12 protein-coding genes and 1 pseudogene are annotated in these 13,574 nt (G+C 72.2%); 5 read left to right on the top strand and 8 right to left on the bottom strand.

The window, feature by feature from the left end:
- Positions 1–25 precede the first annotated feature (25 nt).
- Positions 26–673, bottom strand: coding sequence for a biliverdin-producing heme oxygenase (locus OIE49_RS11525; protein WP_326802231.1), 648 nt, complete (start codon positions 671–673; stop codon positions 26–28).
- Positions 674–827: 154 nt separating this feature from the next.
- Positions 828–1,685, bottom strand: coding sequence for a type I methionyl aminopeptidase (gene map, locus OIE49_RS11520; RefSeq protein WP_100567086.1), 858 nt, complete (start codon positions 1,683–1,685; stop codon positions 828–830).
- 58 nt (positions 1,686–1,743) lie between these two features.
- Here map and OIE49_RS11515 point away from each other — a divergent pair, with 58 nt between their 5' ends.
- The gene (locus OIE49_RS11515; RefSeq protein WP_326802230.1) at positions 1,744–1,974 is read left to right on the top strand and encodes a hypothetical protein; all 231 of its coding nucleotides are present in this window, start codon (positions 1,744–1,746) and stop codon (positions 1,972–1,974) included.
- A 28-nt stretch (positions 1,975–2,002) separates the two neighbouring features.
- Here the strand turns inward: OIE49_RS11515 and OIE49_RS11510 are convergent.
- Positions 2,003–2,209 (bottom strand): annotated as a pseudogene (locus tag OIE49_RS11510) (MFS transporter); the annotation flags it as partial.
- A gap of 21 nt (positions 2,210–2,230) precedes the next feature.
- Positions 2,231–2,830, bottom strand: a complete 600-nt coding sequence (locus OIE49_RS11505) for a hypothetical protein (protein ID WP_326802229.1) — start codon at positions 2,828–2,830, stop codon at positions 2,231–2,233.
- A 106-nt stretch (positions 2,831–2,936) separates the two neighbouring features.
- Between OIE49_RS11505 and npdG the strand changes: the two genes are divergently transcribed.
- Positions 2,937–3,641, top strand: a complete 705-nt coding sequence (gene npdG / locus OIE49_RS11500; RefSeq protein WP_326802228.1) for an NADPH-dependent F420 reductase — start codon at positions 2,937–2,939, stop codon at positions 3,639–3,641.
- Positions 3,642–3,695: 54 nt separating this feature from the next.
- A complete protein-coding gene (locus OIE49_RS11495; RefSeq protein ID WP_326802227.1) occupies positions 3,696–3,881 on the top strand; it encodes a hypothetical protein in 186 nt (61 codons plus the stop codon).
- Here OIE49_RS11495 and OIE49_RS11490 read toward each other — a convergent pair.
- Complete coding sequence (locus OIE49_RS11490) at positions 3,871–4,680, bottom strand: site-2 protease family protein (RefSeq protein WP_326802226.1); 810 nt, start codon at positions 4,678–4,680, stop codon at positions 3,871–3,873. The two genes, OIE49_RS11495 and OIE49_RS11490, sit on opposite strands and share 11 nt — an antisense overlap.
- A gap of 153 nt (positions 4,681–4,833) precedes the next feature.
- Here OIE49_RS11490 and OIE49_RS11485 point away from each other — a divergent pair, with 153 nt between their 5' ends.
- On the top strand, positions 4,834–8,580 hold the full coding sequence (locus OIE49_RS11485; protein WP_326802225.1) for an AfsR/SARP family transcriptional regulator: 3,747 nt from the start codon (positions 4,834–4,836) through the stop codon (positions 8,578–8,580).
- A gap of 25 nt (positions 8,581–8,605) precedes the next feature.
- On the opposite strand, the gene OIE49_RS11480 is transcribed toward OIE49_RS11485, so the two are convergent.
- The 3 genes from OIE49_RS11480 to panB all read right to left on the bottom strand — a co-directional run bounded on the left by OIE49_RS11480 (position 8,606) and on the right by panB (position 11,776).
- Positions 8,606–9,436: an ABC transporter permease gene (locus OIE49_RS11480; protein WP_100567093.1), complete on the bottom strand. Its 831-nt coding sequence runs from the start codon at positions 9,434–9,436 to the stop codon at positions 8,606–8,608.
- Entirely contained in the window at positions 9,433–10,458 is a 1,026-nt protein-coding gene (locus tag OIE49_RS11475; protein ID WP_326802224.1) for an ATP-binding cassette domain-containing protein, read from the bottom strand. The genes OIE49_RS11480 and OIE49_RS11475 overlap by 4 nt, the downstream gene beginning before the upstream one ends.
- A gap of 451 nt (positions 10,459–10,909) precedes the next feature.
- A complete protein-coding gene (panB, locus tag OIE49_RS11470) occupies positions 10,910–11,776 on the bottom strand; it encodes a 3-methyl-2-oxobutanoate hydroxymethyltransferase (protein WP_100567095.1) in 867 nt (288 codons plus the stop codon).
- A gap of 192 nt (positions 11,777–11,968) precedes the next feature.
- Here panB and OIE49_RS11465 point away from each other — a divergent pair, with 192 nt between their 5' ends.
- Entirely contained in the window at positions 11,969–13,567 is a 1,599-nt protein-coding gene (locus OIE49_RS11465) for an MFS transporter (RefSeq protein WP_326802223.1), read from the top strand.
- Positions 13,568–13,574 lie beyond the last annotated feature (7 nt).

Here is a 13,574-nt window from a genome sequence, read left to right as displayed (position 1 = left end):
CACGCCCTGCCGACCCCGGCCGCGGTCAGGCCGACAGGGGGAACTCCTCGGCCAGGGCGTGGAAGACGGCCGTGTTCAGGGAGAACGCCTTCTTGCACTCGGTCACGATCCGCTGCTTCTCCAGGTCGTCGGCGTTCACGCCGTCCAGGAGTTCGCGGTAACCCCGCTTGAAGGCGGCCGGGTTGGTGATCTCCTCGAAGACGTAGAAACGGACGCCGTCGCCCTTCTTCGTGAAGCCCCACGTCTTCTCCGCCTTGTCGCGGATGATCTGGCCGCCGGAGAGGTCGCCGAGGTAGCGGGTGTAGTGGTGGGCGATGTAACCGGCCGGCCACTGCTCGGCGCACTCGCGCACCCGCTCCGCGTACGCCTCGGTCGCGGGCAGCGCGCTCACCTCCGAGCGCCAGGAGGCGCCGCGCAGATGCTCGAGGTCCCGCTCCAGCGCGGCCAGGCGGAACAGCTCGGGCTGGACGAACGGGCCCGCCACCGGATCCGACGCCAGCCGCTCGGCTCCGTCCTCCAGTGCCGCGTACACGAACCAGAGCTGCTCGGTGTACCGCGCGTACGCGTCCACGCCGAGCCGGCCGCCGAGCAGATCGCTCATGAAGGTGGAGGTCTCCGCCTCCGTGTGCTGCTCGTGGGAGGCGGTGCGGATGAGTGTCGAGAAGGAATCCATGAGGCCATCCTCTAAGGTAAGGCTTGCCTAAGTCAATGGCTTTACCGACACGGTGTCGGGAAAACTTTACCCTGAATTCCGACCAAACGGACATGGGGAAGACAAGGAAAGGCCCGCCCCCGGAGGGAGCGGGCCGCGGCGGAGGGGAGCGGTACTACGGCAGCGTCAGGATCTCCGCCCCCGAGTCCGTCACCACCAGCGTGTGCTCGAACTGGGCGGTGCGCCTGCGGTCCTTCGTGACGACCGTCCAGCCGTCGTCCCAGACGTCGTACTCGTGGGTGCCCAGCGTCAGCATCGGCTCGATCGTGAAGGTCATCCCGGGCTGGATGAGCGTCGTGGCGTGCGGGCTGTCGTAGTGCGGGACGATCAGCCCGGAGTGGAACGACGTGTTGATGCCGTGGCCGGTGAAGTCCCGGACCACGCCGTAGCCGAACCGCTTGGCGTAGGACTCGATGACCCGGCCGATGATGTTGATCTGCCGTCCGGGGCGGACCGCCTTGATCGCGCGGTTGAGGGCCTCCCGGGTGCGCTCCACCAGCAGGCGGCTCTCCTCGTCCACGTCACCCACGAGATACGTCGCGTTGTTGTCCCCGTGCACCCCGCCGATGTACGCCGTCACGTCCAGGTTGACGATGTCGCCGTCCCGCAGCACGGTCGAGTCCGGGATGCCGTGGCAGATGACCTCGTTGACCGAGGAGCACAGCGACTTGGGGAAGCCGCGGTAGCCGAGCGTGGAGGGGTAGGCGCCGTGGTCGCACATGAACTCGTGCGCCACCCGGTCCAGTTCGTCCGTGGTGACGCCGGGCGCGATGTGCCGGGCCGCCTCCTCCATGGCCTGCGCGGCGATCCGCCCGGCGATCCGCATCGCCTCGACGGTCTCCGGCGTCTGCACCTCCGGCCCGCTGTACGGCTTCGGTGCGGGCCTGCCGACGTACTCGGGGCGGCGGATGTTTCCGGGCACGGAACGGGGCGGGGACAGCTCCCCGGGGACGAGCAGCGACTGGCCAGACATGTCGGCGAGTCTATCCGGGGGCAATGGGGGAACATGTCCGTGGCGAGAGGAGCTGGTCATGGCCCTGTTCAAGAAGCGGACCGCAGGAAAACCGGGCGAGTGGTACTACTGCCTGGAGCACAAGAAGGTCGAGGAGGGGCCCGAGTGCCCCGCCAAGGACCGGTTCGGCCCGTACACCTCCCGCGAGGAGGCCCAGCACGCGATGGACACCGCCCGCGAACGCAACCTCGAGTGGGAGAACGACCCTCGCTGGCACGACGCCCCGACGGGCGGCACCGAGGAGGGCTGAACAGCCCCGAAGGCACCGGTCACGCCGATCACGCGGCCGCGCGCACGGCGCCGGCCGCGCGGTCCTCCCGCAGCCGCACCGCGTGCTCGTTCGTCCAGGCGTCGTACCGCATCAGCCCCGGCAGGCACAGCGCCGGCACCCCCACCGCACCCGCCCACAACACCCCGCCCGACCACACCGACGCCCGGACGCCCCACCACGCGGCGAACGAGCCCGAGCGGACCTGCCCGAGCCGAACCGGTTTCCGTTCGCCCCGCTACCAGCGCGGTGGCGGGGGTGCCGTCAGGAGGTCCGTCAGTCGGGACAAGCGGTCCCGGAAGCGGCCGCGGCCGCGCTGGGCCGGCAGCGGGTTCTCCCCGGCCGCCGCGCTCACCAGGTGCTGCACGGTGTCCAGGTCCAGCTCGGAGCCGGGCGGCACCGCCAGCGTCTCGTGCGCCATCGCCTCCAGCTCGCCCCCGCCCGAGCCCAGCGCCAGCACCGTCGCTCCGGCCCGCCGGGCCTCGTGCACCCGCTCCAGGAGCGGGGCGGGCTCCTCGGGGGCCACCACGAGCAGCGTCTCGCCGCGCCGGGCCGCCGCGAGCCGTCCCAGGCCCACGGCCAGATGCGCCCGGTCCGAGGGACGCGGGGCGTGCCGTACCAGCGTCGGGGCCAGCTCCGGGGTGCCCGACCAGGCGGCCTCGTCCACCAGGTGGGCCGCCAGGTGCCAGGGCTCGTCCCGCGGGGTGCCCACGAGCAGCAGCCCGCCCCCGTGCGACACCACGGACCCCCGCAGCACCCCCGCGAACCGCCGGGTGGTCCCCAGCCACTCGGTCCCGGCGAGCACCTCGCGCAGCAGCGCGACCCGTACGGCGTCCATACGCGCGCATCCTGCCGCAAACGGGTACGGGCGGGGCGGACTTCGACCGGCGTTCGCCCTTCCGGGGGACCCGGCGGAGGCGGGGCCGCGGACGTAGAGTCGGCCCATGACCTCTAGCGACAGTGCACACAAGGCCCCCGCCAAGGACCCCTGGGACCTCCCCGACGTCTCCGGGCTGGTCGTGGGCGTGCTCGGGGGAACCGGCCCGCAGGGCAAGGGCCTGGCCTACCGGCTCGCCCGCGCCGGGCAGAAGGTGATCATCGGCTCGCGCGCGGCCGAACGGGCCCGGGCGGCGGCCGAGGAGACCGGCCACGGCGTCGAGGGCGCCGACAACGCCGAGACCGCGCGCCGCAGCGACATCGTGATCGTCGCCGTGCCGTGGGAGGGCCACGGCAAGACCCTCGACGCCCTGCGCGAGGAGCTGGCCGGCAAGCTCGTCGTGGACTGCGTCAACCCGCTCGGCTTCGACAAGAAGGGCGCCTACGCGCTCAAGCCGGAGGAGGGCAGCGCCGCCGAGCAGGCCGCCGCCCTGCTGCCGGACTCACGGGTGACGGCGGCCTTCCACCACCTGTCGGCCGTCCTCCTCCAGGACGCCGGGATCGAGCGGATCGACACCGACGTGATGGTCCTCGGCGAGGAGCGTGCCGACGTGGAGATCGTCCAGGCGCTGGCCGGCCGCATCCCCGGCATGCGGGGCGTCTTCGCGGGCCGGCTGCGCAACGCCCACCAGGTGGAGTCGCTGGTCGCGAACCTGATCTCGGTCAACCGCCGCTACAAGGCGCACGCGGGGCTCCGGATCACGGACGTATGAGTCCATGGGGGACACTGGTGGCCGTAGCAGTGTCCCCCGACAGGAGCCGACCCCATGCCTCGCCTCGCCCTCTATGCCCTGATCGTCTGCCTGCTCGCGGTGGCCGCGGCCGTCGTCTCCTTCGTCCAGGGCAGCTGGCTCGGGGTGGTGTGGGTGCTGCTGGCCGGGCTGTCGTCCAACATGACCTGGTACTACGCCCGCCGCGGCCGGACGGGGCAGGGCAGCTCCGTCACCGGCTGACCGAGCAGAACTCGCTGGTGCCCTGCCAGAAGCGGTACAGGTCGTGGCCGCAGTACTGGTCGAGGGGGCCGACGCCGAGGTGACGCAGCAGCGTGTGGATCACGTCGAAGAACGCGATGTTGAGCGAGGGCACCCACAGCAGCGCGAAGACGAAGATCAGGCCGAACGGTGCGAACGGCTCCACCTGGCGCTTGATGTTGTGCGACAACCAGGGTTCGATCACGCCGTAGCCGTCCAGGCCCGGGACCGGCAGGAAGTTCAGGATCGCGGCCGTCACCTGCAGCAGCGCGAGGAAGGCCAGGGCGAACCGGAAGGCGCTGGGCACGCCGTCCAGCGCGTGCAACCAGAACGGTGCCGTGCACACCACCGCGAACAGTACGTTCGTCAGCGGTCCGGCCGCCGAGACCAGGCTGTGCCGCCAGCGGCCCCGGATCCGGCCGCGCTCGATGAACACCGCGCCGCCGGGCAACCCGATCCCGCCCATGACCAGGAACAGCAGCGGAAGCAGGATGCTCAGCACGGCATGCGTGTACTTCAGCGGGTTCAGTGTCAGATAGCCCTTGGCGCCGACCGTGAAGTCACCGCTGTGCAGCGCGGTGCGCGCGTGCGCGTACTCGTGCAGGCACAGCGAGACGACCCAGGCCGCGGTCACGAACACGAACACCCACAGACCCTGGCGGCCCGGAATCGGGGCGAACCCGGTCCAGGCGGCCCAGCCCCCGACCGCGGTGACGGCCAGGATGCCGAGGAAGACGGGGCTGATCCGGCGGTCGCCGCGGCGGGTGGTGACGGACGTCATGGGGGACGGCTCCTGTGCTCGTACGGTTCGTGCGGCGAGCCCGACCGTACCGGGCACACGGACGGAACGTCCCGTCCGGGGCCACGGGTTCCCGGACCGCCCGCGCGCCGCGCCGCCGAAATCCCGTGACCGTCCGTGAGACCACCGGAGACAATGGACCTCGTGCGCTATCGCATCCTCGGCACCACCCAGGCACTCCGCCCCGACGGCACCGTCGTCCCGCTCGGCGGTGCACGGCTGCGTGCCCTGCTGACCGTGCTCGCCCTGCGTCCCGGCCGTACGGTCCCGGTGCGCGTGCTCGTCGACGAGGTGTGGGACGGCGAGCCGCCCGCCGACGCCACCGGCGCGCTCCAGGCCCTGGTCGGGCGGCTGCGCCGGACGCTCGGCGCGGGCGCGGTGGCCTCGGCGGAGGGCGGCTACCGGCTCGCCGCCGCGACCGACGACGTCGACCTGCACCGCTTCGAGCGGCTGGCCGGGGAGGGCCTGCGCGCGCTGGGCGAAGGCGACCCCGCGAAGGCGGCCGCCGTCCTCGACGACGCTCTCGCGCTGTGGCGCGGCCCCGCCCTCGCCGACCTGCCCGACCGCACCGCCGAGGCGGCCCGCTGGGACACCCGCCACCTGGACGTGCGCCGCGCCCGCCTCACCGCCGCCCTCGCCCTCGGGCACGCCGAGCGGAGCCTGCCCGAGCTGACCGCGCTGTGCGACACGCACCCCCTGGACGAACCCCTCCAGACCCTCCGCCTGCGCGCCCTGCGCGACGCGGGCCGCACCGCCGAGGCCCTGGCCGCCTACGAGGACGTACGCCGACTGCTGGCCGACCGCCTCGGCTCCGACCCCGGCCCGGAACTGCGCGCGCTGCACGCGGAACTGCTGCGGCCCACCGGCGGGACGCGGCCGGGGCCCGGCCCGGTCGCGGGCGCCGGGGCCCGGACCCCGGCGCCCGGTTCCGGCACGGCGCCCGGCCCGGTCGCAGGCGGTGGGGGCTGGGCCGCTGAGCCCGCTTCCGGCGCGGCGTCCGGCCCGGGCTTGGCCCGGACCGCTGAGCCTGGTCCCGGCGCGGTGTCCGGCTCCGGTGCGGCGTCCGGCCCGGTCGCGGGCGGTGGGGGCTGGGCCCCCGAGCCCGGTTCCGGTGCGGTGTCCGGCCCGGGCTTGGCCCGGATCGCTGAGCCTGGTCCCGGCGCGGTGTCCGGCTCCGGTGCGGCGTCCGGCCCGGTCGCGGGCGGTGGGGGCTGGGCCCCCGAGCTCGGTTCCGGTGCGGTGGCCGGGCGGCGTGCCGCGGGTGAGGCCGCCGTCCCCGCGGCGGTACCCCTCGCCGGGCCTGCCGCCGGCGTCCCGGACGCTGCCGCGGGCGAGGAGGTGGGCCCCGGTATGGCCGATGCCCGCCCCCCGAGTAACCTCCGCGCCCGGATCACCTCCTTCGTGGGCCGCGAGGCCGACATCGGGACGATCCGGGCCGACCTGGACGCCGCGCGTCTGGTGACGCTGCTCGGACCGGGCGGGGCCGGGAAGACCCGGCTGTCGCAGGAGGCCGCCGAGGCCGTGCGGCCGGTGCCGCTGGACGGCGTGTGGCTGGCCGAGCTCGCCCCCGTCGACGACGCCGAGGCCGTGCCCGGGGCCGTGCTCACCGCCGTCGGCGCCCGCGAGACCGTGCTGTACGGCGCCGGTGCCGAGGAGATGCGGGCCGCGGTCGCCGACCGGCACAACGACCCCGTCGAGCGGCTGGTCGAGCACTGCGCCAGGCGCCGCATGCTGCTCCTGCTCGACAACTGCGAGCACGTCGTCGACGCGGCGGCCCGCCTCGTCGAGGAGCTGCTGGCCCGTTGCCCGCACCTCACCGTCCTCGCCACCAGCCGGGAACCCCTCGGCATACCCGGCGAGGTGCTGCGGCCGGTCGAGCCCCTGCCCGATCCGGTGGCGCTGCGACTGTTCGCCGAACGCGGGGCCGCCGTACGGCCCGGCTTCCGCACCGACGCCGACCAGGAGACCGCGGACGCCTGCGCCGAGATCTGCCGGCGCCTGGACGGGCTGCCGCTGGCCATCGAACTCGCCGCCGCCCGGCTGCGGATGCTCACCCCGCGGCAGATCGCCGACCGGCTCGACGACCGCTTCCGCCTGCTCACCTCGGGCAGCCGTACCGTCCTGCCCCGCCAGCAGACCCTGCGGGCCGTCGTCGACTGGTCCTGGGACCTGCTCGACGCCGACGAACGGGACGTCCTGAGCCGGCTGTCCGTCTTCGCCGGCGGCTGCGACCTCGCCGCAGCCGAGGCCGTGTGCGGCCCCGCCGCCTTCGACGCCCTCGCCTCCCTCGTCGACAAGTCCCTCGTGGTGGCCGCCCCCGCCGCCGACGGCGGGATGCGCTACCGGCTGCTCGAGACCGTCGCCGAGTACGCGCGGGAACGGCTCGACGAGACCGGTGGCCGTACCGCGACCGAGCGCGCCCACCTGACGTACTACCGCGAACTGGCCCGCACCACCGAGCCGTTGATGCGTGGCTCCAGTCAGCGGGAGGCGATGGTCAGGATCGAGCTGGAGTACGAGAACCTGCGCACGGCGCTGCGTCACGCCGTCGCCGCACGCGACGAGCAGGAGGGCCTGTGCCTGATCCTCTCGCTCGCCAACTACTGGCAGATGCGCGACATGCGCCTCGAGGCCCGCAACTGGTGCGCCGAGTTCATCGAGTTCGGCCCCGACCCCTTCACCGAGCCGGTCCGGCCCGCCGAACCCGTCTGGCAGCGGTGCACGGACGCCCCGCCCCCGATGACCGGCGAGGTGCTCGCCGAGGCCCGCCGGGGTCTGCACCTGGTCCATCTCTCCTGCATGGAAACCGAGTTGGAGGCCTGGGAGTCGCCCGAGGCGAAACGGAAGCTGCGGCTCATCACCCAGGTCTACCAGCCCGGCCAGCCGCAGATCTGCCGCAGTCCCGGCATGCTCTGGATGTTCGCGGTGATGCTGACCGGCGAGGTGAAACGCCTGCTCGAGGTCACCGACGCCGCGGTACGCACCTGCCGCGAGACCCCGGGATTCGAGTGGGAGCTGGCCCACGCCCTCCAGTGGCGCGCCAACCTGCTGGCCAACCGCACCGACTGGGCCGGGGACGCCGGCCGGGACGCCGACGAGTCGCTGGAGATCTTCCGCCGTCTCGACGACGCCTGGGGTACCGCCGAGGCACTCTCCGCGCGCGCGGAGGCCCATGAGCGCACCGGCGCCTACCTGTCGGCCGCGGCCGACTACCGGTCGGCCATCGACCACGCCGAACGCCTCGGCGCCGCCGCCCAGGTCACCGTCCTCACCGCCCGTCTGGGCAGCGCGCTGATGGAGTCGGGCGACACCGAACAGGGCGAACGGCTGCTGTGGGAGGTCGTCGAGCAGAGCCGGAACAGCCACAACGAGGCCATGCCCCCCGCCCGCCTCTACCTCGCCGGCCGATTGGGCATGACCGGACGCACCCCCGAGGCGCGCGAACAACTGCGTTTGCTGCGCGAGGAGTTCGGTATCTCGCACTTCGTCGTCTTCGACGCCTTCATCCTCGGCGCCGAGTCCTGGGTCGACGCGGTCGACGGCCTGTACGAGGACGCCCTGGACAAGGTCCGCCGGGCCCTCCAGCGCGCCCAGGACCCGCTGTCCGAGGCCATCGCGCCCCATATGCCCTCGGCGTACCTGACCATCGCCGCCAGGGCCCTCGCCGGCGTGGACGGCGGACGCCGGGCCCGGGACGCCGCCCGCTGCCTCGGCGCCGCCGACGCCCTGCTGCCGCCCCGCCACGTCGCCTCGGCCATGGAGCGCCACGTCCGCGACGAGGTCGTCGCGCTCACCCGGGAACTGCTCGGCGACGAGGCGTACGGGGCCGCGTACGCGGAGGGCGGCGGCCTCTCCCCGCAGGAGGCCGCCGCCCTGATCTGAGCCGCGACGGTGCGACGCCGTACGGTCAGCTCTTCGTACGGAACTTGTGGATCGCGATCGGTGCCATCACCACCGTGATCCCCGCCGACCAGGCCAGCGTCAACCACATGCTGTGCGCCACCGGGCCGCCCACCATCAGCCCGCGGGCGCTGTCCGCGAGGGCGGACAGCGGGTTGTACTCGGTGAAGTTCCGCAGCCAGCCCGGCATCGTCCCGGGCGGTGCGAAGATGGACGAGCCGAACTGGAGCGGCATCAGCACCAGGAAGCCCATAGCCTGCACGGACTGCGCGTTCTTCATCACCACGCCGAGCGTGAGGAACACCCACATCAGCGCCGAGCCGAACACCGCCGACAGCCCCACGGCGGCGAACAGGCCGGGCCAGTTCTCGATCTCGAAGCCCACGAGGACGCCGACGACCAGCAGGACGGCCGTCGCGATCATCATGCGCAGCAGCTCCACCGAGATCTTGGCGAACAGCACCGAGCCGCGCCCGATCGGCAGGGACCGGAAGCGGTCCATGACACCGGAGTTGAAGTCCGTGTTGAAGCCGGTGCCCACGCTCTGGGCCAGGTTCATCCCCATCATGGCCATCAGGCCGGGCACGATGTACTGCACGTACTGCTGCTGCCCGCCGCCCAGCGACTGCCCGATCGAGCCGCCGAAGACGTACACGAACAGCAGGGTGAAGATCACCGGGAACAGGATCGCGTCGAACATCGATTCCGGGTCCTGCCGTATCCACAGCAGGTTGCGGCGGACCAGCGCGCCGGTGTGCCGCAGATGGCTGCGCAGCGGGATCCGGGCGTCGGCCTTGAGGCCGGGGGAGCCCAGAGGGGTTGTGGTGACGGCGCTCATACGGCGACCTCTTCGCGGGTTTCGGCGGGCACGGTGTCCTGCGGGGCACTGGCGCGGTGGCCGGTGAGGGACAGGAACACCTCGTCCAGGCTGGGCAGTTCGGTGGTGATGGAGCTGATCGTGATGCCGCGCGCGGTGACCGCGCCGACCACGGCGGTCAGTTGCTCGTCGCTGAGGATCGGTACGAGCAGGGAGCCGGTCGCGGTGTCGACGGTCGTCGCGGCGAGCCCGGTGATGCCCAGTTCGTCGAGCATCCCGGCCAGGGGGCGCACTTCGAGCGGGTCGGCCGGCTTCACGCGCAGGGTGCGCCCGCCGACCTTCGCCTTCAGCTCCTCGATGCCGCCGTTCGCGATGACCTTGCCGCGGTCGACGACGGTCAGTTCGGAGGCGAGCTGTTCGGCCTCCTCCATGTACTGGGTGGTCAGCAGCACGGTGACCCCGTCGCCGACCATCGCCTTGACCTCGTCCCACACCTCGTTGCGGGTACGGGGGTCGAGGCCCGTGGTCGGCTCGTCCAGGAAGAGGACGGCGGGCCGCCCGATCATCGAGGCGGCGAGGTCGAGCCGCCGCCGCATACCGCCGGAGTAGGTGCGGGCCGGCCGCCGCGCGGCCTCGGTGAGCGAGAACCGCTCCAGCAGCTCGTCGGCGCGGGCGCGGGCCTCCTTGCGGGGCAGGTCGAGCAGCCGGCCGATCAGGTAGAGGTTCTCCCAGCCGGGAAGCTTCTCGTCCACGGAGGCGTACTGCCCGGTCAGCCCGATCACCCGGCGAAGCTGCCGGGGCTGCCGTGCCACGTCGTAGCCCGCCACGGTGGCCTGTCCCGCGTCCGGGGCGAGCAGCGTGGACAGGATGCGTACGAGGGTGGTCTTGCCTGCTCCGTTCGGCCCGAGCACGCCCATCACGGTGCCCTCGCGCACGTCCAGGTCCACGCCGTCCAGTGCCTTGGTCTCGCCGTAGTGCTTGACCAGCCCCCGCACGGTCACGGCGTTCGGCACGCCGCCGGGGTTGTCGTCGATTCGCGTCATGCCCCGAACAGTGCCAGCCCCCACTGACAAACCGCCGACATCCCGCCGACATCCCACCGACAGCCCGGCGATCCGGCCGACGAGCACCGCAACCATCGATTGAGGAACCACGACGGTGAGCAACCACCTCCGCGAGAGCGGCGCCGGCTCAGGGCCTCTCGTTTGGATCATGCCGGGCTCGCGGGGTCTGGCACCGCTCCCCCAAGCTCTTCGAGCAGGGGGCACCCCCAGCGGCGTTGTCGTCGGTTGGCAGGGCTCCGCCCTGCCGCCCTCCTCCGCCTTGCGACGCTCCCCCACTGCCTGAACGGCGTGGGAGGTGCCCCCAGCACCAGACCCCGCTCCCTGATCCGGCCTGATCCAAACGAAAGACCCTAGGCGCAAAAGCCGGCAGCCCCGCCGACGGGGGAAGATCGGCGGGGCTGCCCTGGTACCGCGATGGCTCAACCGGAGGTCAGTGCACCGAGTGCTCCTCCAGCGGGAACGTCCCGCCCACCACGTCCTCGGCGAACGCCTTGGCCGCGCCGCCGATGACCTCCCGCAGATCGGCGTACTTCTTGACGAACTTCGGCACGCGCCCGCCGGTCAGTCCGAGCATGTCGGTCCACACCAGCACCTGCGCGTCCGTGTCGGGCCCGGCGCCGATGCCGACGGTCGGGATGTGCAGCATCCGCGTCACCTCGGCGGCCAGTTCGGCCGGCACCAGCTCCAGGACCACCGCGAACGCGCCCGCGTCCTGAACGGCCTTGGCGTCCCGCAGCAGTTGCTGCGCCGCCTCCTCGCCGCGGCCCTGGACGCGGTAGCCCATGGCGTTGACGGACTGCGGGGTCAGGCCGATGTGGGCCATGACCGGGATGCCGGACTCCACCAGGAGCCGGATCTGCTCGTGCGACCGCTCGCCGCCCTCCAGCTTCACGGCGCCGACGCCCGCCTCCTTCACCAGCCGGGTCGCCGAGCGCAGCGCCTGCACCGGACCCTCCTGGTAGGAGCCGAAGGGGAGGTCGCCGACGATCAGTGCGCGCTTCGTGCCGCGGACGACCGCGGCCGACAGCATCGTCATCTCGTCGAGCGTGACGGGCACGGTCGTCTCGTAGCCGAGGTGGCAGTTGCCCGCGGAGTCGCCGACCAGCATCACCGGGATGCCGGCCTCGTCGAAGACGGACGCGGTCATCGCGTCGTAGGCGGTGAGCATGGGCCACTTCTCGCCGCGTTCCTTGGCGAGGGAGATGTCGCGAACAGTGATGCGGCGAGTGCCCTTCCCCCCGTACAGCGCTTTGCTGCCGTCGGAGGGCTTGTTGTGGGCAGCCGAAAGCTGCGTCATGACAACGGCTCCTTCAGTCATCTCGGGGCGCCCTGACGGCGTCCCCGGATCCCTCCCATGGTGGCACCTCGTGCCGGAGGCGGCCAGAGGGAGCCCCGTGTGCGCAACGTCTCGGCACGCGAGTCGTAAGATCTGGGTAAAGGATTGCGATACGAGACGGTCTCGTATCGGAAGTGCCCTAGGCTCGTCGGCATGACTACTCCTGCCGACCGCGCCGTCGACGGCCCCCGGGTTCCGGAGGCGGTGCACCGCCGACGCTGGGCGATTCTCGGCGCGTTGATGCTGAGCCTGCTGATAGTGGTGCTCGACAACTCGATCCTGAACGTCGCGATCAAGACCATCTCGACCCCCGCCCCGACGGGCCTGGGCGCCACGCAGAGCGAGCTGGAGTGGGCGATCAACGCCTACACGCTCGTCTTCGCGGGCCTGTTGTTCACCGCGGGCCTCGTCGGTGACCGCATCGGGCGCAAGAAGGTGCTGATCGGCGGCCTCATCGTGTTCGGCGCCAGTTCCGCGCTGGCCGCCGAGTCCGGCTCGCCCGCCCAACTCATCGCCTTCCGCGCCCTGATGGCCGTCGGCGCCGCCTTCGTCATGCCGGCCACCCTCGCCGTCCTGATGAACGTCTTCGAGCGCGACGAGCAGCCGAAGGCCATCGGCATCTGGGCCGGCGGCGTCGGCCTGGCCATCGCCATCGGCCCGATCACCGGCGGTCTGCTCCTGGACCACTTCTGGTGGGGCTCGGTCTTCCTGGTCAACGTTCCCATCGTCGTCATCGCGGTCGCGCTGATGCTGTGGCTGGTGCCCGACTCCCGCGACCCGCGGCCCGGCCGCCTCGACCCGATCGGCGTCGTCCTGTCCGTCGTCGGCCTGGTCCTGCTCGTCTACGGCATCATCAAGGGCGGCGAACTCGCCGACTTCACCGATACGACCGTGCTGTCGACGATCGTGGCGGGCCTGCTCGTCCTCGCGGCCTTCGTGGTGTTCGAAAAGCGCAGCGACCACCCGTCCCTGGACGTCACGTACTTCAAGAACAAGGTCTTCTCGGCCGCCATGACCGCCATCGCGCTGGTCTTCTTCGCGCTGATGGGCGTGACGTTCTTCGGCATCTTCTACACCCAGAGCGTGCGCGGCTACTCGCCGCTGCAGTCCGGTGTGCTGATGCTGCCGCTGGCCGTCGCACAGCTGATCTTCGCGCCGCGGGCCCGGCTGGTCGTCGACCGCTTCGGCAACAAGGCCACCACCACGGGCGGACTGGTCCTGCTCGCCGCCATGCTGGCCGCCTTCGCCGGCTTCGAGGCCGACACGCCGATCTGGCTGCTGGAGGTCGTCTTCTTCCTCATGGGCACCGGCATGGCGCACATCATGACGCCGACCAGCGTCGTCATCATGCAGGCCCTGCCCCGCGAGAAGGCCGGCTCGGCCTCCGCGCTCAGCAATACCTTCCGCCAGGTCGGCGGCGCCCTCGGCATCGCCGTCCTCGGCTCGGTGCTCTCGACGGCGTACCGCAACGACATCGAGGGCAAGCTCGGACTGCTCCCGCCCCAACTGCGCGACAAGGCGGCCGAGTCCATCGAGGCCACCCTCGGCGTCGCGGCCAAGCTCGGCCCGCAGGGCAAGGGCCTGATCGACCCGGCCAACCACGCCTTCCTGCACGCCATGCACGTCACCTCGCTGTGCGGGGCCGCGGTCGCGCTCGTCGGCGCGGTCGTGGTGGCCCTGTTCCTGCCCGGCAGGCAGCCGGTGCCGCAGAAGGGTGAGGAAGAGGAGAAGGTGGTGGCGGCGGTGGAGTAGCCGGGAT

Source organism: Streptomyces sp. NBC_01788 (genome assembly GCF_035917575.1).
Taxonomy (GTDB): domain Bacteria; phylum Actinomycetota; class Actinomycetes; order Streptomycetales; family Streptomycetaceae; genus Streptomyces.
Note: the sequence above shows the minus strand (reverse complement) of the source record. Positions and strands in the feature narration are given on the sequence as shown.

Bases quoted from the DNA above. Each gene is read 5' to 3' on its own strand.
- OIE49_RS11525 (WP_326802231.1), bottom strand. From the start codon at position 673: ATGGATTCCTTCTCGACACTCATCCGCACCGCCTCCCACGAGCAGCAC.
- panB (WP_100567095.1), bottom strand. From the start codon at position 11,776: ATGACGCAGCTTTCGGCTGCCCACAACAAGCCCTCCGACGGCAGCAAA.
- OIE49_RS11475 (WP_326802224.1), bottom strand. From the start codon at position 10,458: ATGACGCGAATCGACGACAACCCCGGCGGCGTGCCGAACGCCGTGACC.
- OIE49_RS11490 (WP_326802226.1), bottom strand. From the start codon at position 4,680: ATGACGTCCGTCACCACCCGCCGCGGCGACCGCCGGATCAGCCCCGTC.
- map (WP_100567086.1), bottom strand. From the start codon at position 1,685: ATGTCTGGCCAGTCGCTGCTCGTCCCCGGGGAGCTGTCCCCGCCCCGT.
- OIE49_RS11480 (WP_100567093.1), bottom strand. From the start codon at position 9,436: ATGAGCGCCGTCACCACAACCCCTCTGGGCTCCCCCGGCCTCAAGGCC.
- OIE49_RS11465 (WP_326802223.1), top strand. From the start codon at position 11,969: ATGACTACTCCTGCCGACCGCGCCGTCGACGGCCCCCGGGTTCCGGAG.
- OIE49_RS11505 (WP_326802229.1), bottom strand. From the start codon at position 2,830: ATGGACGCCGTACGGGTCGCGCTGCTGCGCGAGGTGCTCGCCGGGACC.
- OIE49_RS11515 (WP_326802230.1), top strand. From the start codon at position 1,744: ATGGCCCTGTTCAAGAAGCGGACCGCAGGAAAACCGGGCGAGTGGTAC.
- npdG (WP_326802228.1), top strand. From the start codon at position 2,937: ATGACCTCTAGCGACAGTGCACACAAGGCCCCCGCCAAGGACCCCTGG.
- OIE49_RS11495 (WP_326802227.1), top strand. From the start codon at position 3,696: ATGCCTCGCCTCGCCCTCTATGCCCTGATCGTCTGCCTGCTCGCGGTG.
- OIE49_RS11485 (WP_326802225.1), top strand. From the start codon at position 4,834: ATGGACCTCGTGCGCTATCGCATCCTCGGCACCACCCAGGCACTCCGC.